This is a genomic window from Pseudomonas sp. PGPR N4 (assembly GCF_059693665.1).
The window spans coordinates 675,223-693,618 of record NZ_JCAUKV010000002.1 but is presented as its reverse complement, the minus strand read 5'-3'; the positions used below and the strand labels follow the sequence as shown (position 1 = coordinate 693,618).

15 protein-coding genes are annotated in these 18,396 nt (G+C 61.3%); 7 read left to right on the top strand and 8 right to left on the bottom strand.

The genetic code is table 11. From position 1 onward, the window contains the following. Nucleotides 1-8 precede the first annotated feature (8 nt). Entirely contained in the window at nt 9-1,193 is a 1,185-nt protein-coding gene (gene cfaB / locus AC58X1_RS12800; RefSeq protein WP_101322808.1) for a C17 cyclopropane fatty acid synthase CfaB, read from the top strand. A gap of 6 nt (nt 1,194-1,199) precedes the next feature. Here cfaB and cls read toward each other — a convergent pair whose 3' ends face one another. Then, nucleotides 1,200-2,639, bottom strand: coding sequence for a cardiolipin synthase (gene cls, locus AC58X1_RS12795; protein ID WP_497428921.1), 1,440 nt, complete (start codon nt 2,637-2,639; stop codon nt 1,200-1,202). Nucleotides 2,640-2,769: 130 nt separating this feature from the next. Between cls and AC58X1_RS12790 the strand changes: the two genes are divergently transcribed. Then, nucleotides 2,770-3,303 (top strand): DUF3617 domain-containing protein, encoded by a 534-nt coding sequence (locus AC58X1_RS12790; RefSeq protein WP_101322810.1) that lies wholly within the window; start codon nt 2,770-2,772, stop codon nt 3,301-3,303. A gap of 43 nt (nt 3,304-3,346) precedes the next feature. Here AC58X1_RS12790 and folE2 read toward each other — a convergent pair whose 3' ends face one another. Beyond that, on the bottom strand, nt 3,347-4,225 hold the full coding sequence (folE2, locus tag AC58X1_RS12785; RefSeq protein WP_497428920.1) for a GTP cyclohydrolase FolE2: 879 nt from the start codon (nt 4,223-4,225) through the stop codon (nt 3,347-3,349). Between the two features lie 112 nt (nt 4,226-4,337). Between folE2 and zigA the strand changes: the two genes are divergently transcribed. Both zigA and AC58X1_RS12775 read left to right on the top strand, forming a co-directional pair. Continuing rightward, nucleotides 4,338-5,546 carry a zinc metallochaperone GTPase ZigA gene (gene zigA / locus AC58X1_RS12780; protein WP_497428919.1) on the top strand — a complete coding sequence of 403 codons (1,209 nt, stop codon included), beginning with the start codon at nt 4,338-4,340 and terminating at the stop codon, nt 5,544-5,546. A 121-nt stretch (nt 5,547-5,667) separates the two neighbouring features. Continuing rightward, complete coding sequence (locus AC58X1_RS12775) at nt 5,668-6,642, top strand: CobW family GTP-binding protein (protein ID WP_150570335.1); 975 nt, start codon at nt 5,668-5,670, stop codon at nt 6,640-6,642. Here AC58X1_RS12775 and AC58X1_RS12770 read toward each other — a convergent pair. Further along, complete coding sequence (locus AC58X1_RS12770) at nt 6,633-7,034, bottom strand: DUF3301 domain-containing protein (protein WP_150570353.1); 402 nt, start codon at nt 7,032-7,034, stop codon at nt 6,633-6,635. The two genes, AC58X1_RS12775 and AC58X1_RS12770, sit on opposite strands and share 10 nt — an antisense overlap. A 120-nt stretch (nt 7,035-7,154) precedes the next feature. On the opposite strand from AC58X1_RS12770, the gene pdxY reads away from it, so the two are divergent. Beyond that, on the top strand, nt 7,155-8,027 hold the full coding sequence (gene pdxY / locus AC58X1_RS12765; RefSeq protein ID WP_101322815.1) for a pyridoxal kinase PdxY: 873 nt from the start codon (nt 7,155-7,157) through the stop codon (nt 8,025-8,027). Here pdxY and AC58X1_RS12760 read toward each other — a convergent pair. Beyond that, complete coding sequence (locus AC58X1_RS12760) at nt 8,024-8,509, bottom strand: acyl-CoA thioesterase (protein WP_101322816.1); 486 nt, start codon at nt 8,507-8,509, stop codon at nt 8,024-8,026. The two genes, pdxY and AC58X1_RS12760, sit on opposite strands and share 4 nt — an antisense overlap. Before the next feature lie 375 nt (nt 8,510-8,884). Between AC58X1_RS12760 and AC58X1_RS12755 the strand changes: the two genes are divergently transcribed. Beyond that, entirely contained in the window at nt 8,885-10,645 is a 1,761-nt protein-coding gene (locus tag AC58X1_RS12755; protein WP_181105916.1) for a cation:proton antiporter, read from the top strand. 50 nt (nt 10,646-10,695) lie between these two features. Here the strand turns inward: AC58X1_RS12755 and AC58X1_RS12750 are convergent, their stop codons facing one another. From AC58X1_RS12750 to uvrD, 3 genes are all read right to left on the bottom strand, one after another. Continuing rightward, nucleotides 10,696-11,103, bottom strand: a complete 408-nt coding sequence (locus tag AC58X1_RS12750) for an SMI1/KNR4 family protein (protein ID WP_101322819.1) — start codon at nt 11,101-11,103, stop codon at nt 10,696-10,698. 112 nt (nt 11,104-11,215) lie between these two features. After that, entirely contained in the window at nt 11,216-12,070 is an 855-nt protein-coding gene (locus AC58X1_RS12745; RefSeq protein WP_101322820.1) for a Tim44 domain-containing protein, read from the bottom strand. Nucleotides 12,071-12,204: 134 nt separating this feature from the next. Beyond that, nucleotides 12,205-14,388 (bottom strand): DNA helicase II, encoded by a 2,184-nt coding sequence (gene uvrD, locus AC58X1_RS12740; protein ID WP_497428918.1) that lies wholly within the window; start codon nt 14,386-14,388, stop codon nt 12,205-12,207. A 200-nt stretch (nt 14,389-14,588) separates the two neighbouring features. On the opposite strand from uvrD, the gene AC58X1_RS12735 reads away from it, so the two are divergent. Continuing rightward, nucleotides 14,589-16,955, top strand: coding sequence for a putative bifunctional diguanylate cyclase/phosphodiesterase (locus tag AC58X1_RS12735; protein ID WP_497428917.1), 2,367 nt, complete (start codon nt 14,589-14,591; stop codon nt 16,953-16,955). Here AC58X1_RS12735 and zwf read toward each other — a convergent pair. After that, nucleotides 16,952-18,394, bottom strand: a complete 1,443-nt coding sequence (gene zwf, locus AC58X1_RS12730) for a glucose-6-phosphate dehydrogenase (RefSeq protein ID WP_101322823.1) — start codon at nt 18,392-18,394, stop codon at nt 16,952-16,954. The genes AC58X1_RS12735 and zwf overlap by 4 nt on opposite strands. Between the last annotated feature and the right edge of the window lie 2 nt (nt 18,395-18,396).

Genomic DNA, 18,396 nt, shown 5'->3' with positions numbered 1-18,396 from the left:
GACTCTTCATGCAAGCGCAACTTCCACCCGCACTGCAGCAGCTGCATTTACCCTTGCGTCTCAAGCTTTGGGATGGCAATCAGTTCGATCTGGGGCCTAGCCCTCAGGTCACCATCCTGATCAAGGAGCCGCAACTGATCAGCCAGCTCAGCCACCCCAGCATGGGTGAGCTGGGCACTGCGTTCGTTGAAGGCAAGCTGGAGTTGGAAGGCGATATCGGCGAGGCGATCCGGGTCTGCGATGAGCTCAGCGATGCCTTGCTGGTGGGGCAGCAGGACACCGCACCGGTACGCTCCGCGCACGACAAGCACACCGATGCGCAGGCCATCTCCTACCACTACGATGTGTCCAATGAGTTCTACCAGCTGTGGCTGGACCAGGACATGGCCTACTCGTGCGCCTACTTCAAGGAGCCGGACAACACCCTCGATCAGGCCCAGCAAGACAAGTTCGACCACCTGTGTCGCAAGCTACGCCTGCAGCAGGACGACTATCTGTTGGACGTCGGCTGTGGCTGGGGCGGGCTGGCGCGCTTTGCTGCGCGTGAGTATGGCGCCAAGGTGTTCGGCATCACCTTGAGCAAGGAGCAGCTCAAGCTGGCGCGCCAGCGGGTCAAGGAGGAGGGGCTGACCAAGCGGGTCGATCTGCAGATCCTCGACTATCGCGATCTGCCGCAGGACGGACGCTTCGACAAGGTGGTCAGTGTCGGCATGTTCGAGCATGTCGGCCATGCCAACCTCGACCTGTATTGCCAGACGTTGTTCGGCGCCGTGCGTGAGGGTGGGGTGGTGATGAATCATGGCATCACGGCGCGTCATGTGGATGGCCGACCGGTGGGCAGAGGGGCGGGCGCGTTCATCGACCGTTACGTGTTCCCCAATGGCGAGCTGCCGCACCTGTCGATGATCAGTAGCAGCATCTGCACCGCCGGGCTCGAGGTGGTGGATGTCGAGAGCCTGCGCTTGCATTACGCGAGGACGCTGCATCAGTGGAGTGAAAACCTCGAGCACCAGCTGCACCGGGCAGCGGCGATAGTACCGGCCAAGACTCTGCGTATCTGGCGGCTGTATCTGGCGGGGTGTGCCTATGCCTTCAGCAAGGGCTGGATCAACCTGCACCAGATCCTCGCGGTCAAACCCTATGCCGATGGCCACCACGATCTGCCATGGACGCGCGAAGATCTGTATCGCTGAGCGCTCTCAGAGCACCGGAGATATCAGCCGAGCGATACGCATGCCAAGCTGTTGCAGGCGATGGGTATCGCGGCTGTCCTCGGCAGTGATCTCCTTGGCGTGGGAGAAGTCCTCCTGCAACATCGCCTCGACCTGATCGGCAAACGCCCGGTCAACGGTCAGCAGGGTGATTTCGAAATTCAGCCTGAACGAGCGGTTGTCCAGGTTGGCGCTGCCAATGGCGCTGACCTCATCGTCAACCAACACCACCTTCTGATGCAGGAAGCCTGGCTGGTAGCGGAACATGCGCACGCCGGCGCGCACCGCTTCGAAGGCAAAAAGGCTGGAAGCAGCGTAGACCACGCGGTGGTCCGGTCGCGCCGGAATCAGCACGCGCACGTCCACGCCGCGCATCACAGCCAGGCGCAATGCGGCAAACACGGCCTCGTCGGGGATGAAGTAGGGCGTGGTTATCCACACCCGGTGCACCGCCGAATGGATAGCCTCGACGAAGAACAGCGAGCAGGTTTCCTGGGGATCAGCCGGGCCGCTCGCCAGCAGCTGGCAGAGCACGCCGTTGTCCGGGTAGTTGTCCTGCAGAATCAGCGGCGACAGCTCGCGCGTTGCCCAGTACCAGTCCTCGGCAAATGACTCCTGCAGGCAGGCCACGGCTGGGCCGTTGATCTGGACATGGGTATCGCGCCAAGGGGACAGCTGTGGGTTGCCGCCCAGGTATTCATCGCCGACGTTATGCCCACCGATAAAGCCGACTTCACCATCGGCCACGACGATCTTGCGGTGGTTGCGGAAGTTGACCTGAAAGCGGTTGAACCAGCCGCCACGGGTGGCGAAAGCCTTTACTTGCACACCGCCATCGCGCAGCGCCTTCACGTAGCTGGCAGGCAGCGCGTGGCTGCCGATGCGGTCGTATAGGACGAAAACCTGCACACCCTCGCCCGCCTTGCACAACAGCAACTGCTGCAGCTCGCGGCCGATGATGTCGTCGTGGATGATGAAAAACTGGACCAGCACCGCTTGCCGCGCTTTGTCGATCGCAGCAAAGATCGCGTCAAAGGTAGCCCGGCCATTGATCAGCAGCTTGACCTGGTTGTTCGCCAGGCACGGCATGCGACCCAGCTTGGGCATGGCGCGCAGGGCCTTGTAACTGTCCGACTCGCGCGCCGCCAATGCTTCTTCAACCCATGGCCGCCAGTTCAGGTTGGCCATCGCCACGTGCATTTCCTGGTTGGCCTGACGGCGCGCCTTGATATAGGCGTTGAACGAGCGGGCGCCGAAGACTAGATAAGGGATCAATGCCAGATATGGGATGAACAGCAACGGCATCGCCCAAGCAATTGCGCCCTGGGCAGTGCGCACGGTGAGCACGGCATGCAGAGCAGCTACCATCCCCAATAAATGAGTGAAGCCAATCACGTAACCGAAGAAATAGAGGCTGTGGTAATCCATGTGCATCCTGCTTGCTGAGAAGACTACTGATAACAGACCACGGGTCTAGTCTAGCGTGCAACCGACTGACAAATTTGACGTCTAAGCTGAGTCCGGCCAGTTGCCCGGTTATGCCAAGGAGCATTTATTGATGAACATCCGCCTGCCCCTGTTCGCCCTGGTCGTGGGTCTGACCAGCCCGTTGGTCCACGCACAAATGCTCCAGCCTGGGCTGTGGGAGCTGACCACCAGCGACATGCAGGTCGATGGCAAAGCGCTGCCCGACATGGGCTTCATGCTTGGTCAGCTGAAGAACCTGCCGCCCGAGCAACGGGCGATGATGGAAGGCGTGCTGGCTAAGCAAGGTATTACCGTTGGTGGCAATGGCGTGCGCTCGTGCCTGACACCGGAGCAGGTCAAGACCGACGATATTCCGCTGCAGGACCCCAAGTCCGGCTGCACCCAGAAGATCACTGACCGCACCGGCAAGGTCTGGAAGTTTGAATTCAGCTGCCCGAAAGCGCAGGGTCAGGGTGAAGCGACATTCCTCAGTGACCGCGAATTCACCACCAAGGTCAACGGCACCTTCAATGCTTCGGGTGTGGAACAGAAGGGCAGCATGAATACCCGCGCGCTGTGGCTGGGTAGCGACTGTGGCACGGTCAAGCCACGGGTGGGCGGCTAAGCGCTGTTGTTGCAACCGGCTGCCCCAGCAGCCGGTTGTTGTTTCACCAGCGCCATTCGCTGACGGCTACCGCATCGTGCGCATGCAGGCTCTCTGCGTGCTCGACCTTTACGCTGAATCCATTTGCCCAAGGCAGCGCCTGCATCGCTACATGCAGTCGGCGGGCAGCATCTTCGCAGAACATCAGGTTCTGCCCATTGGCTAAAGCAAAGGCCTGCTCATCGGCGCGCTTCACCGCTGTCTGCACCGCAGTACCCAATGCTGCCTCCGTGCTATCTACCAGCACTCTTAAAGGCATTGTGTCGTCGCTCGTGGCTAACCTCACCTTGATGTGTGCTTCGCTGCGCTGGCTGTGCGGTGTGGCGACGATGCCTTCACTGCTGCCGAGCCAGGCAAGCACTGCCTCTTGCTGCAGTTCCACACCAGCGAAATCATCCAGGAACTGCTGCTGAATGAGCTGACGCGCCAGCGCAGCGGAACATGGGCATGTCGAGGAATAGGCAATCCGCACAAATAGTTCCACGTGGAACATTTCGTTTTTGATCGACGCATCAACGGTTACTGGATAGCTCTTCCAGCCGGCTAGCGAGCTGATCAACGCAGGTCGATTGACCAGATAATCAAAACTCAGACTGCAATGAGCGGCCGTAGACAGGCCTTCGTGGGTGTCGAGGAACTCGCTGAGCAGGCGGCGCAAGACAAGAGGCGACAGTTCGTCCTGCTCAAGGCTTTGCAATGCCAGGTACAAGCGCGACATGTGGATACCGCGCGAGCGTCCATCAACCAGATTGACACCTGCGCTGGCGCGAGCACTCACCCGGTGCCCCTCGATGGTCACGGGCAGCGCGATGCCTTGCATGCCGACCCAATCCAGCGGCAGGGCCTGTGCGTCCATCTGTGCAGCAATATCGGGCAGGATCATGGGTGGCTTCCGGGAGAGATTATTCGCAGGACAGGTTGGCCAAATTGTATTGTTATAATATAACATTAAGCAAATGCATCGTTTCGAATGCGTTCGCCTGATGAGGTTTGCCATGTCCACCCGTCTCCCCGTCACCGTGCTGTCTGGCTTTCTTGGCGCAGGCAAAAGCACCTTGCTCAATCATGTGCTGCGCAACCGCGATAACCTGCGCGTCGCCGTCATCGTCAACGACATGAGCGAAATCAACATCGATGCCAGCGAAGTGCAGCGCAACGTCAGCCTCAACCGCGCCGAGGAAAAACTGATCGAGATGAGCAACGGCTGCATCTGCTGCACCCTGCGCGAAGACCTGCTCGAAGAAGTGGCCCGGCTGGCCGAGGACGGCCGCTTCGATTACCTGCTGGTCGAGTCGACCGGCATCTCCGAACCGCTACCAGTCGCCGAGACCTTCACCTTCCGCGATGAACAAGGTCGGAGCCTGTCTGACCTGGCCCGGCTCGACACCATGGTGACCGTGGTTGACGGGTTGAATTTTCTGCACGACTTCCAGGCCGCAGATACCTTGGCCAGCCGCGGTGAGACGCTGGGCGAAGACGATGAGCGTTCGATCAGTGACCTACTGATCGAGCAGATCGAGTTCGCCGATGTGCTGCTGCTGAGCAAGATCGACCTGATCGGCCAGGACCAGCGCAACGAGCTGATGGCGATCCTGCGTAGCCTCAATGCCCGCGCGCAAATCGTGCCGATGGTGATGGGCCAAGTGCCGCTGGCGCAGATTCTCGACACCGGGCTGTTCGACTTCGAGCAGGCAGCGCAGGCACCCGGCTGGCTGCAGGAGCTGCGCGGCGAGCACGTACCAGAGACCGAGGAATACGGCATCGCCGCAAGTTCCTGGCAGGCGCGTCGGCCACTGCACCCGCAGCGGTTCTTCGACTTTATCCACAAGCCATGGACCAACGGCCGACTGCTGCGCTCGAAAGGCTTCTTCTGGCTTGCCAGCAAGTATCAGGAGGCGGGTAGTTGGTCGCAGGCGGGCGGCATGATGCGCTACAGCTATGCGGGGCGCTGGTGGTGTTTTGTGCCGGAGGACCAGTGGCCGCAGGACGACGCCAGCAAGGCTGCGATCCTGGGTCACTGGAGTGAGGAAGCCGGTGATTGCCGTCAGGAACTGGTATTCATCGGGCAGAACATCGACTTTGCACAGTTATCCACAGCGCTGGATGCGTGCCTATTAACTGATGAGGAGATGGCCGCTGGTTCTGACGCGTGGCTGAAATTTTCAGACCCGTTCGGCGCTTGGCCTGAGGATATGGCAGCGTAAAACGATGCCTGTGGATAACCTCGCGATTCGCAGGCTAGCCTTGACTGCCTGAGCCGGCGGGGCATAGTGGACGCTTCCGGTTACGGGGCCGCTTTGCCTCGCTCTGCGCAGATCCATCGACATGCTCAAGAACATCCCCACCCACATTGTTGCCGGCCCTCTAGGCGCCGGCAAGACCAGCCTGATTGGCCATTTGCTTGTGCAAAGGCCTGCCAATGAGCGCTGGGCAGTGCTGGTCAACGAGTTTGGTCAGATTGGCCTGGACGCTGCGCTGTTGCACCGTGACGAAGACGGCGTTGCCATCGCTGAGGTTGCCGGTGGCTGCTTGTGCTGCGTCAATGGCGTGCCGTTTCAGGTTGGGCTGGGTCGGCTGCTGCGCAAAGCTCGCCCGGACCGGCTGTTTATTGAGCCGTCCGGCCTGGGTCATCCGTTGCAGCTGTTGCAGCAGTTAAGCCAGGCGCCCTGGGCCGGCATACTGCAGTTGCAGCCACTGATGATGGTACTGGATGCGTCAGCATTGGTCAGGGGAGAGCGCTTGGCAGAGGCGCAGCAACAAGCGCTGGCGGCAGCGGAGCTGTTGATAATCAACAAGGCCGACGCTGTGGATAATCCTCAGCGGCTGGCAATAACCGCGCAGTTATCCGGCAAACCCGCTTTCTGGACCGAACAAGGACGGCTGGCGATCGCAGAACTTTTACAGTTTTCCACAGGCCCGACCCATGCTGTGACGGTTGCGCCGTTGCCTGAGGACAACTATCTCCAGCCAGCCGCCTCATTGTGGACAAGTAGCGACAAGCCATTGTTTGCCGCTAAAAAAGGCGAAGGTGGTTGGAGCTGTGGCTGGCGCTGGCATCCATCCCAACGCTTCGAACAAGGCCGCATCGAGCATTTTCTCAGCACCACGGCCTGGCTCAGAGCCAAAGGAGTTATCCACAGCACAACTGGCTGGCAGTCGTTCAACGGGCTAGCTGACGGCGCCTTGAGTTGGCAGCGCAGCGAATGGCGCAAGGATTCACGGCTGGAGCTGATCTTCGAGCAAGAGCAGCCTATAGCTGCGCTGCAGCAGGCCATGACCGACTGCCGTATTCAGCGCTGATCGTTGCTCCAGCGGTTGTGCTCCTGGCGCCACTGCTGCATCTCGATCACGTTGTCGCTGCGCGGCGCCGGTTTGATTTCGAACGGGTAGGGCGCCAGTTCGATCTGCATGGTGTGTGCACCAAACTGTGTGACCGTACCCGGATGGCGCTGCTCGCCCGTCACGGTGAACTCGAAGTTGTAGATCCGCGCCAGGCGCTTGCGGCCGTTGGCGTCGCGGACAAAGCCAATACGCTTGAGCGCTACGGCCTCGTCCAGCAGCTCCAGGTCGAGTTTGGCGCAATGCTGTTTGACCCGCTCGAGGGCTTTCTCGCGCAGCCCGTGATTATGCCACAGCCAGGCGCCGCCGCTGGCCAGCAGCATCAGGAAGAAGAGGTTCTCCAGGGTCAACATTTGCATATGCTCCAAACAGGTAGATCCAGCTTAACTGCGTCCCTGGCCTGTCGTACAGGTGGCAATCGGGTTCATACTGCGCGACGTTCTTATCTTGAAATCAGTTTTGGAAACCTCTGCATGAAACGCACGCCGCACTTGCTCGCGATCCAATCCCATGTGGTCTTCGGCCACGCCGGAAACAGCGCCGCGGTGTTTCCCATGCAGCGCATAGGCGTGAATGTCTGGCCGCTGAACACGGTGCAGTTCTCCAACCATACTCAGTATGGCCAGTGGGCCGGAGAAGTGCTTGCTCCAGCGCAAATTCCTGCGTTGGTGGAAGGCATTGCCAACATCGGCGAGCTGGGCAACTGCGATGCGGTGTTGTCCGGGTATCTGGGCAGCGCCGAGCAGGGACGGGCGATTCTGGCTGGCGTCGAGCGGATCAAGGCGGTTAACCCAAAGGCGCTGTATCTGTGCGACCCGGTCATGGGCCATGCCGAGAAGGGCTGCAGCGTGCCGGCCGAGGTCAGCGAGTTCCTTCTGCAACAGGCCGCGGCCAAGGCCGATATTCTCTGCCCTAACCAGCTTGAGCTGGACAGCTTCAGCGGGCGCAAGGCGCAGTCGCTGGAAGATTGCGTGGCCATGGCGCGCAACCTGCTCGCCCGCGGGCCGCAGGTGGTGCTGGTCAAGCACCTGAGCTATCCCGGCCGCGCCGAAGATTCTTTCGAAATGCTGCTGGTAACCGGCGAAGACTGCTGGCACCTGCGCCGGCCGCTGCTGTGCTTCCCACGCCAGCCGGTTGGCGTCGGTGACCTCACCTCAGGGCTGTTCCTGGCTCGCGTGCTGCTGGGCGACAGCTGGCTGCAAGCGTTTGAATACACCGCAGCGGCTGTCCATGAGGTGCTGCTGGAAACCCAAGCCTGCGCCAGCTACGAACTGCAGCTGGTGCGAGCCCAGGATCGCATTGCCCATCCGCGGGTGCGTTTCGAAGCGCAGCGCCTGAGCGTTTAAATCGAGTCGGTTTTCAGGTCCTGGTAGCGTTTTTCCAGCTCCTGACGGATCTGCCGGCGCTGTTTTCCTTGGAGGAAGCGGCGTTTTTCTTCGCTGCTTTGCGGCAGGCGCGCCGGGACCGGGACTGGCCGGCGATTGTCATCCACCGCCACCATGGTGAAGAAGCAGCTGTTGGAGTGGCGAACGGAGCGCTCACGAATGTTCTCGGTCACCACTTTGATGCCGACTTCCATCGACGTATTGCCGGTGTAGTTGACCGATGCCATGAACGTCACCAGCTCACCGACATGCACAGGCTCGCGGAACACTACCTGATCGACCGACAGGGTCACTACATACGTCCCCGCATAACGGCTGGCGCACGCATAGGCCACCTCGTCGAGGTATTTGAGCAAGGTGCCGCCGTGTACGTTGCCGGAGAAGTTGGCCATGTCCGGGGTCATCAGGACGGTCATAGTCAGCTGGGCGTTTCCAGGTTCCATAGAGTGCTCACGGTGAGGTTGCGCTGAATCGGGGCCGGTATCTGCAGACACTTCTTGGTACCCCTGTTGAATTTCCGATCTAGATACGGGACGCCGCAGAGCGCTCCGTCGTCACGCGCATGGGCCGTCAGCGGTGTTGTGCACCAGACCCGGGCAGCGGTCACAGCTCACATCACAAAACGTGCAGCAGCACATCAACCGATCTGTTTCTGCATATTGCGCAGACGTTTTGCGTCCGGGCGCGATGGTAACCTGAGTCGGCCCATGCAACATGGGCTTTCCCGCTTTAATCACAGTATGTACTTGCTGCCCGCTCAGGTTCGCCTCAGCGGAGGAGCGGTCTGCTCTGGCACCGTGAACAAGGAGTAGCACGCCATGCATGCCATAAGCTTCATCCAGGATCTTGCCGTAATCATGTTGGTGGCGGGCGTGGTCACCATCCTCTTTCATCGGTTGAAACAGCCGGTGGTCCTGGGTTACATCGTTGCCGGCTTTATCATCGGCCCGCACACCCCGCCATTTGGCCTCATTCACGACGAAGACACGATCAAGACCCTGGCCGAGCTTGGGGTGATCTTCCTGATGTTCTGCCTGGGCCTTGAGTTCAGCCTGCGCAAGTTGTTCAAGGTGGGTGCCACGGCATTTATCGCGGCCTTCCTGGAAATCGTCCTGATGATCTGGATCGGTTTCGAAATCGGCCGCTGGTTCGGTTGGAACACCATGGACTCGCTGTTCCTCGGCGCGATCCTGGCGATTTCCTCGACCACCATCATAGTAAAAGCCCTCAATGACCTGAAGATGAAGAACGAGCGCTTCGCGCAGCTGATCTTCGGCGTGCTGATCGTCGAGGACATCCTCGGTATCGGCATCATCGCCTTGCTTTCGGGTATCGCCGTCAGCGGCTCGGTAAGCTCTGGCGAAGTCTTCTCCACAGTCGGCAAGCTGTCGCTGTTCATGATCGTGGCGTTGGTCATCGGCATTCTGCTGGTGCCGCGGCTGCTGGCCTACGTGGCCAAGTTCGAAAGCAACGAGATGCTCCTGATCACCGTGCTGGGGCTGTGCTTCGGCTTCTGCCTGCTGGTGGTCAAGCTCGAGTACAGCATGGTCCTCGGTGCCTTCCTGATCGGTGCGATCATGGCCGAGTCGCGGCAACTGCTGAAGATCGAACGCTTGATCGAGCCGGTACGCGACATGTTCAGCGCGATCTTCTTTGTGGCCATCGGCCTGATGATCGACCCGCAGGTGCTGGTCGACTACGCCTGGCCGATTGTGGTGATCACCTTTGCCGTGGTGCTGGGCAAGATGCTCTCGTGCGGCATGGGTGCGTTCATTGCCGGCAACGATGGGCGTACCTCGCTGCGGGTCGGCATGGGCCTGTCGCAGATTGGCGAGTTCTCGTTCATCATCGCCGCGCTGGGCATGACCTTGCAGGTCACCAGCGACTTCCTCTATCCGGTGGCGGTAGCGGTCTCGGCGATTACTACCTTGCTTACGCCGTATCTGATTCGGGCGGCTGATCCGCTGTCGATCAAGCTCGGCCAGATCATGCCCAGCCGGCTGTCGCGGGTGCTGTCGCTGTATGGCGAATGGCTGCGCAGCATTCAGCCGCAAGGTGAGGGTGCCATGCTCGCGGCGATGATCCGGCGCATCCTGCTGCAGGTAGGGGTCAACCTGGCGTTGGTGATCGCGATCTTCTTTACCGGGGGCTACTTTGCCGAGCGGATCGGCCTTTGGCTGAACGAGTGGCTGGGCGATGTCAGCCAGCAGAAGGCGCTGATCTGGGGCGCCGCGCTGTTGCTGTCGCTGCCGTTCCTGATTGCGGCGTACCGCAAGCTCAAGGCACTGTCGATGCTGTTGGCGGAGATGGGGGTCAAGCCAGAGATGGCCGGGCGGCATACGCAGCGGGTCCGGCGGGTGATCGCCGAGGTTATCCCGTTGTTGTCACTGCTGGTGATCTTCCTGCTGCTGTCGGCGTTGTCGGCGAGTATCTTGCCGACCAACGAGCTGCTGCTGGTGATCGTGGTGGTTGCTGCGGTGGTTGTCGCGGTACTGTGGCGTTGGTTCATCCGCGTGCACACGCGGATGCAGATCGCTCTGCTCGAAACCCTGGAAAACAACCGCGATCAGGCCCACTGACATTCAACGCAATCGCGGTGCAGAGTGCGCCGCGATTGCGTTGAGCCGGATCAGCTTTCCAGCCAGACGTCGCGCGCCCAGTGCCAGACCGATTCCCAGCTTTCTTCGGTGACCAGCTCTTCTTCGCCCGACCACAGCACCACGGTGCCGTCTTCTTCGACGCAGTAGTAGTTCTCGCCATCCTGACAGATCGGGATCAGCTCGCGTGGTACGCCGGCATCCCAGGCGTTGGCAGCAACTTCCGGCAGATAGGTGTGTGACTGTGGGTCGGTGACGGTGACCGGCTCCAGGCTGCCGTAGATCACATCGCTGACTGTCAGCAGATATTCCTTGAATACGAACGGAATATTGATGAACAGCTGCTCCTCGACTTCGACCAACTGATCTTCGTCAGGAAGCTCCAGGGGCACCGGCACCGGCTCATTGGCTTCACGCAGTTGTTCGATCACTTCTTCCACGGTTCACATCCTCTCGCTTGATGACAACGCTGCGGGTTATACCCTAGTAGGGCGCTCTGGCAAAAGCAAAAACCCCGGGCAAGCCCGGGGTTTTTTATGCAGCAAGCCTGGATCAGCCGTTTTGGCGGATACCGGCGACCAGCCAAGGCTGGTTGTCGCCTTGGGCGCGCTCCATGTGCCAGCTTTCGCTGAACGCCTCGCCCTGGTCGAAACGCGAGGTTTTCGACACACCGCTGAAGGTCAGGGTGGCGATAGTCTTGTCGGCGCGATCTTCGACACCGTCCAACTGTACTTCGAGGTTGTCGATGTAGGTGGACTGGAAGCCATCACCCAGATCAGCGCGCTCGCGCTTGAGGAACGCAAGCAGTTGCGGGGTCACGAACTCGGAGATCTTGTCCATCTCGTTGGCGTCCCAGTGCTGCTGCAGCGTCTGGAAGTGGCTGCGCGCGGCATTCAGGAAGCTTTGCTCGTTGAACCAGGCGGGTGCGTTGATCGCAGGTGCGGCAGCAACAGGTGCTGCAGAACCACCGAAGATCGACGGCTGCGCTGCTTGCTGGTTGTAAGCCTCACGCTGGAACGGTGCATGGCCTGCAGCAGCAACTTGTGGTTGTTGCTTGCGGCGACGCGCAGCGATGAAGCGGAACACCAGGAAGGCGATCAGGCCCATGATCAGGAAGTCCATGATCTGCATGCCCTGGAAACCGTCACCCATGAACATGGAGGCCAGCAGACCACCGGCGGCCAGGCCAGCGAGTGGGCCCAACCAGCGCGAAGCACCGCTGGCGGCGGCCGGCGCACGACCTGCAGCATTTGGTGCGGCAGCTGGAGTGTTTGGCGTAGCCTGGCGAGTCTGGTGCATAGGCGCGGCGCCCGAGCTCTTGCCGCCGCCGAAGCGTTTGGCATTGGCGTCCAGGCTCAGCGTCAGGCCGAGGCACAGCGCCAGGGCGATGCTAAGAAAACGTTGCATAAGTGGGATATCCCCTGATTGTGGATTGCACGCGCGTCATGTTGCACATGTTGTAGCAGACATGACCAGCAGCATAATGTTTCGAGCTTTTGCCTGAACGGTCATTCAGCAACCGCTCAGGCATCCGCGTTGGCTTAGATGGCCTCGAGCTTGGCGTAACCGAGCATCAGCCACTTGCTGCCCTCGGCGAAATTCACCTGCACCCGTGCCTGGGCGCCAGAGCCCTCGAAGTTGAGGATCACGCCCTCACCAAACACCGAGTGCTGCACGCGCTGGCCAAGGTTGAACGAGGTCTGCGGGATGTTGGCATTGGCAAAGATATTGCTGGCCGGCGCCTGCGAGCCGCCGAACGGGCGGCTGACCGAGTTCGACAGGCGCACTTCCTGCACCAGCCCAGCGGGGATTTCGCGGACGAAGCGCGAGACCTTGTTGTAGGTCTCGCTGCCATACAGACGACGCGTCTCGGCGTAGGTCATGAACAGCTGGCGCATGGCCCGGGTGATGCCGACATATGCCAGACGGCGCTCTTCGGCCAGGCGGCCAGGTTCTTCCAGGCTCATCTTGTGCGGGAACAGGCCTTCTTCCAGGCCGACCAGGAACACGTAGGGGAATTCCAGGCCCTTGGCGCTGTGCAGGGTCATCAATTGCACGCTGTCTTCGTGTTCATCAGCCTGCGACTCACCGGCTTCCAGCGAGGCGTGGCCGAGGAAGGCCGACAGCGGCGACAGGTCGGCGTCTTCGTCGCTGCTTTCGAAGTTACGCGCAGCGCTGACCAGTTCCTCAAGGTTTTCTACCCGTGCCTGGCCCTTTTCACCTTTTTCTTCCTGGTGATAGATGATCAGCCCGGACTGCTCGATGACGGTCTGGGTCATGACGTGCAGTGGCATTTCGACGGCTTTGGCCGCCAGCCCTTCGATCAACTCGATAAAGGCACCCAGCGCACTCGCGGCGCGGCCTTTGAGGCCTTTGGCGGCGATCAGCTGGCACATCGCTTCCCACATCGACAGCTGCGCATGGCGAGCGTGGTCGCGGATCGCTTCAACCGTCTTTTCGCCGATGCCACGCGGTGGCACGTTGATCACCCGCTCCAGCGCAGCGTCGTTGCCACGGCCCTCGAGCAGGCGCAGGTAGGCCATGGCGTTCTTGATTTCGGCGCGCTCGAAGAAGCGTTGGCCGCCGTAGATCCGGTAAGGGATGCGTTCGCGCAGCAGGGCCTCTTCAAGCACCCGCGATTGGGCGTTGGAGCGATAGAGGATGGCGATGTCGCTGCGCGCATGGCCTTGCTTGATCACGCTCTCAATCGACTCGACTACATAACGTGCCTCGTCGTGCTCGTTGTAGGCGGCGTACAAGGTCAGCGGCTCGCCTTCACCGACATCGGTCCACAGCTCTTTGCCGAGACGGTCGGTGTTGTTGGCGATCAGGGCGTTGGCGGCCTTGAGGATGCCGCCGGTGGAGCGGTAGTTCTGCTCCAGGCGGATCATCTCGGCGTCGGGGAAGTCTTCGGTGTACTGATGGATGTTTTCGATCTTGGCACCGCGCCAGCCGTAGATCGACTGGTCGTCGTCGCCCACCGCCATCAGGCTGTCGCCGCCTTTGGCGAGCAGGCGCAACCAGGCGTACTGCACGGCGTTGGTGTCCTGGAACTCATCCACCAACAGGTGGCGGAAGCGCCGCTGGTAGTGCTCGAGCAGGCCCGGGTTGTCGCGCCACAGGTCCAGCGCACGCAGCAGCAGTTCGGAGAAGTCGATCACGCCGGCGCGTTCGCAAGCTTGCTCGTAAGCTTCATAGACGCTGCGCATGGTCGCCAGGAACAGATCGCCGCCCGCTTGAATGTGCTGCGGGCGCAGGCCTTCATCTTTCTGCCCGTTGATGAACCACTGGGCCTGGCGCACCGGCCAGCGCTGCTCATCCAGGCCCAGCTCGCGCATCACCCGTTTGACCAGGCGCTGCTGGTCATCGCTGTCGAGAATCTGGAAGTTCTGCGCCAGCTTGGCTTCCTGCCAGTGTGCCCGCAACAAGCGGTGGGCTAGGCCGTGGAAGGTACCCACCCACATGCCGGCGGGGCTGATCCCCATCAGTTGCTCGATCCGCTGGCGCATTTCGGCGGCAGCCTTGTTGGTGAAGGTCACCGACAGGATCGAGTGCGGCGAGGCCTGTTCGACCTGGATCAACCAGGCGATACGGTGCACCAGCACGCGGGTTTTACCGGAACCGGCGCCAGCAAGCACCAGTTGACGCCCGACCTTGGCCGCTACGGCCTGGCGTTGGGCATCGTTGAGGGAATTCAGCAGGAGGGAGAGGTCGTCTGTGCGCATCCGGCCATTCTAGGTTGCTGTGGGGGGAGGGGGCAAATCTCTACTGTATAAATATTCACCTCAGGCGCCAGCCGTTCATCGGTTCTGTGATGTCGATCCGCCGGTATGGGCACTGGATGACACAGAGCAGTTTGGCCCGCGCCTTCGCTTGTGTAAGATCCGGGCAACTTTTTGTCGCCAGCCAATAACAAGAAAATGACATGACTCAGGATTGCACGGCGGTCGGCGTATTGCCGCAGATGTCGAGGAATGTGCGCAGGCAATTCGCCACTCAGCTTTCCATCGAGCGCACCCGGCTGCTGTATCAAGGCTCGCTGCTGCCTACACTATTGATGCTGTTCAACGGCCTGCTTTGCGCGTGGCTGCTGTGGAGCCCTGGACGCTATCTGCTGCTGGGCACCTGGCTGATCTGGTTGCTGGCGCTGGCGGGGCTGCGCTTGGTGCAGGTCACCGCGTTCGACGCCGCACCGACCCAGCGCCAGGCCAGCCTGAGCTGGCGGCGGATGTTTCTGCTGGGCTCGGCGTTCAGTGGCCTGACCCTGGCCAGCGCAGCGATTGCCCTGGTGCCGGTGGCCAATTTCGTCCAGCAGGCCTGGGTGTTCGGCTTGCTTGGGGTAGCGGCGTTGTCTGCCAGCGTGTCCTATGCCGTCAGCTTGCCGGCGTTTCTCAGTTTCGCCTTGCCCTGCCTGCTGCCGCCGATTGCCTTCCTGTTCTACTTCGACGCCGGCCAGCAACGCGGCTGGGGTTGGTTGGGGCTGATTCTGCTGGGGGCGCTAATGGTGGTCGCCTGGCAGGTGCATAGATTGGTCGATCGCAGCCTGTTACGGCGCTTTCAGAATCAGGCGCTGAACGAAGACCTGCAGCGCATCTACGCGCAAAAGGCGCTTGAAGAACAGCAACGCTTGGCGTCGTCTGTATTTGAAGCCTGCAACGACGGTATCGTGGTGCTCACGGCCGACTTCACCTTGCTTGCCGTCAACCAGGCCTACTGCCAGATGACTGGCTACTCCATTGCCGAGCTGCTCGCCCGCCAGTTGCTCGAGCTGCCCTGCAGCAGCGACGCCCGACGTTATCAGCAGTCCATGGAGCATGCCCTGACCCAGCACGGCCAATGGCAGGGCGAGCTGGTCGAAGCCCGCCGCAATGGCGAGTTGTATCCGCAGTGGCTGCAACTCACCGCCGTGCGCGGAGCGTCTGGCAAGCTCAACAATATCGTCGGCTTTTTCACCGATCTGTCGGCGCGGCGCGCGTCTGAAGAGCGGCTGCGCTACCTCGCTCACTATGACGAGCTGACCGGCCTGGCCAACCGGGCGCTGTTCCGTTTGCGCGTACATGAGGCCGGCCAGCGCGCGCGGCTGAACGGGCGCAGCCTGGCCTTGCTGCACATCGACGTTGATCGCTTCAAATTGCTCAATGAAAGCCTCGGCCACGAGCTGGCCGACCAGTTGCTGAAAAAGATCGCCCAGCGCATCGCCAATGCCGTGCCCGAAGCCGACACCGTGGCGCGCCTGTCGGGCGACGAGTTTGCCGTGCTGTTCGACGGCTACAGCAACCTGTCCAGCCTCGTCCGGGTGACCACCCGCTTGCTCGACAAGCTGCGCGTGCCGTTGCGCCAGGATGATCATGAGGTGGTGATCAGTGCCTCGGTGGGCATTAGCCTGTTGTCTGACGCGGCGTTCGATGGCAATACCCTGATCAGCCAGGCGGACATGGCCAAGCGTCACGCCAAGCACCTGGGCGGTGACAACTTCCAGTTCTACACCGAGAGCCTTCGCGCCAGCACCCTGGAGCGCCTGCAGCTGGAGATTCAGCTGCGCAAGGCCATCGATGAGGGTCAGCTGTGCGTCTATTACCAACCCAAACTGTGCCTGCGCAGCGGCAAGCTGCATGCGGCCGAGGCATTGGTGCGGTGGCAGCATCCGCAACTGGGCATGGTCCCGCCCAGCGCGTTCATTGGCCTGGCCGAAGAAACCGGGTTGATCGCGCCGATGGGCGAGTTCGTTCTGCGCCAGGCCTGCCGGCAGGCGTGCCAGTGGCTGCGTGAGGGCGTGCAGGTTCGCGTCTCGGTCAACCTGTCGGTCTATCAGCTGCGCCAAGGTAAGCTGGTCAGCCTGGTGCGCCAGGTATTGGAAGAAACCGGGCTGGCGCCAGAGCAACTGGAGCTTGAGCTGACTGAGAGCCAGCTGCTGGATAGCGTCGAGCACATCATCGCCATCTTCGAGCAGCTGCATGCGCTGGGGGTCAAACTGGCGATCGATGACTTCGGCACGGGCTATTCATCACTGAGTTACCTGAAGCGCTTGCCGGTGGACTACGTGAAGATCGATCAGACCTTCATCAGCGGGCTGCACGAGGGCAGTCAGGACGCCGCGATCACCCGTGCGATCATCGTCATGGCCAATAGTCTCGGTTTGAAGGTCGTGGCCGAGGGTGTCGAGACCCAGGAGCAACTGGACGTGCTCACAGCCCAGGGTTGTGATGAGGCGCAAGGCTATCTGATCAGCAAGCCGGTGGATGTGGCAGCCTTTATAGGGTTGCTGAGCAACCCGGCCGCCGCCAAGGCTTAGCTGTACCAGTGCCTGCCGTGGCGGCTGAGCAAGCTGTTGGCCAGCTCTGGCCCATTGCTGCCGGCATGGTATGGCCGCGGCGCCTGGAAGTGCTCTTCCCAGCCCTGCAGGATCGGGTCGATCCAGGCCCAGGCGGCTTCGACCTCATCGCGGCGCATGAATAGCGTCGAGTCGCCGTCGAGCACGTCCAGCAGCAAGCGCTCGTAAGCTTCCCAGCGGCGGGTCTGGCCGAACGCCTGAGCGAGGTTGAGGTTCAGCTCGACCGGCTCCAGACGCATGCCTTTGCCCGGGGTCTTGGTCATCATGCGCAGGCTGATGCGCTCATCGGGCTGGAGCTGGATCAGCAATTGATTGACCTGACCGCCGCTGAACAGCTCGTGCGGCACCGGCTTGAACTGGATGACGATCTGCGACGAGCGCCGCGCCATGCGCTTGCCGGTGCGCAGGTAGAACGGCACCCCGGCCCAGCGCCAGTTGTCGATCTGCGCCTGAACGGCGACGAAGGTCTCGGTATCGCTGTCGTTGTCGACGTCTTTCTCGAAATAGTAGGCCGGCACTTCCTGGCCGCCGATATGCCCGGCGCTGTACTGGCCGCGCACGGTCTTGTCCTGCACGTCCTGGCCGCTGATGGGCTTGAGCGCGCGCAGAATCTTCACCTTCTCGTCGCGCACGGCCTCGGCCTCGAACTGCGCCGGCGGCTCCATGGCGACCAGACAGAGCAACTGCAGCAGGTGGTTCTGCAGCATGTCGCGGGTGGCGCCGGCCCGGTCGTAGTAGCCGCCGCGGCTCTCGACACCGAGGGTTTCACACACGCTGATCTGCACATGATCGACCTGGCCATTGCGCCACACCGGCTCCAGCAGGGCATTGGCAAAGCGCAGCGCCATCAGGTTCTGCACGGTCTCTTTGCCCAGGTAGTGATCGATGCGAAACACCTGCGATTCGGCGAACACTTCACCGATGGCCTGGTTGATCGCGGTAGCCGACTGCAGCGAGTGGCCGATGGGTTTTTCCAGCACGATGCGCGCTTCGTGGTCGGCCAACCCGGCGATGCGCAGGTGGGTGGCGATCGGTACGAACAGGTGCGGCGCGGTGGCCAGATAGAACACTCGGGTCAGCCCGCCAGGCTCGCCCAGATAGCGTGCCAGGCGACCGAAGTCAGCACTCTGCGAGGCGTCCATGGCGAAGTAGTCGAGCCGCGCGCAGAAGCGTCGCCACACCTCTTCATCGAAGTCGTTGCGGGCGATCTGCACCCGGCAATGGCGTTCGGCGAGCTTGAGGAAGTCGTCGCGGTGCAGGTTGCGCCGTGCCAGCGCGATGATCCGTACGGCATTGTGCAGGCGCGCCTCGCGGTACAGGTGATAGAGCGCCGGCAGCAGTTTGTGCAGGGCCAGATCACCGGTGCCGCCAAAGACCAGAATGTCGCAAGGAATCGTCAAGC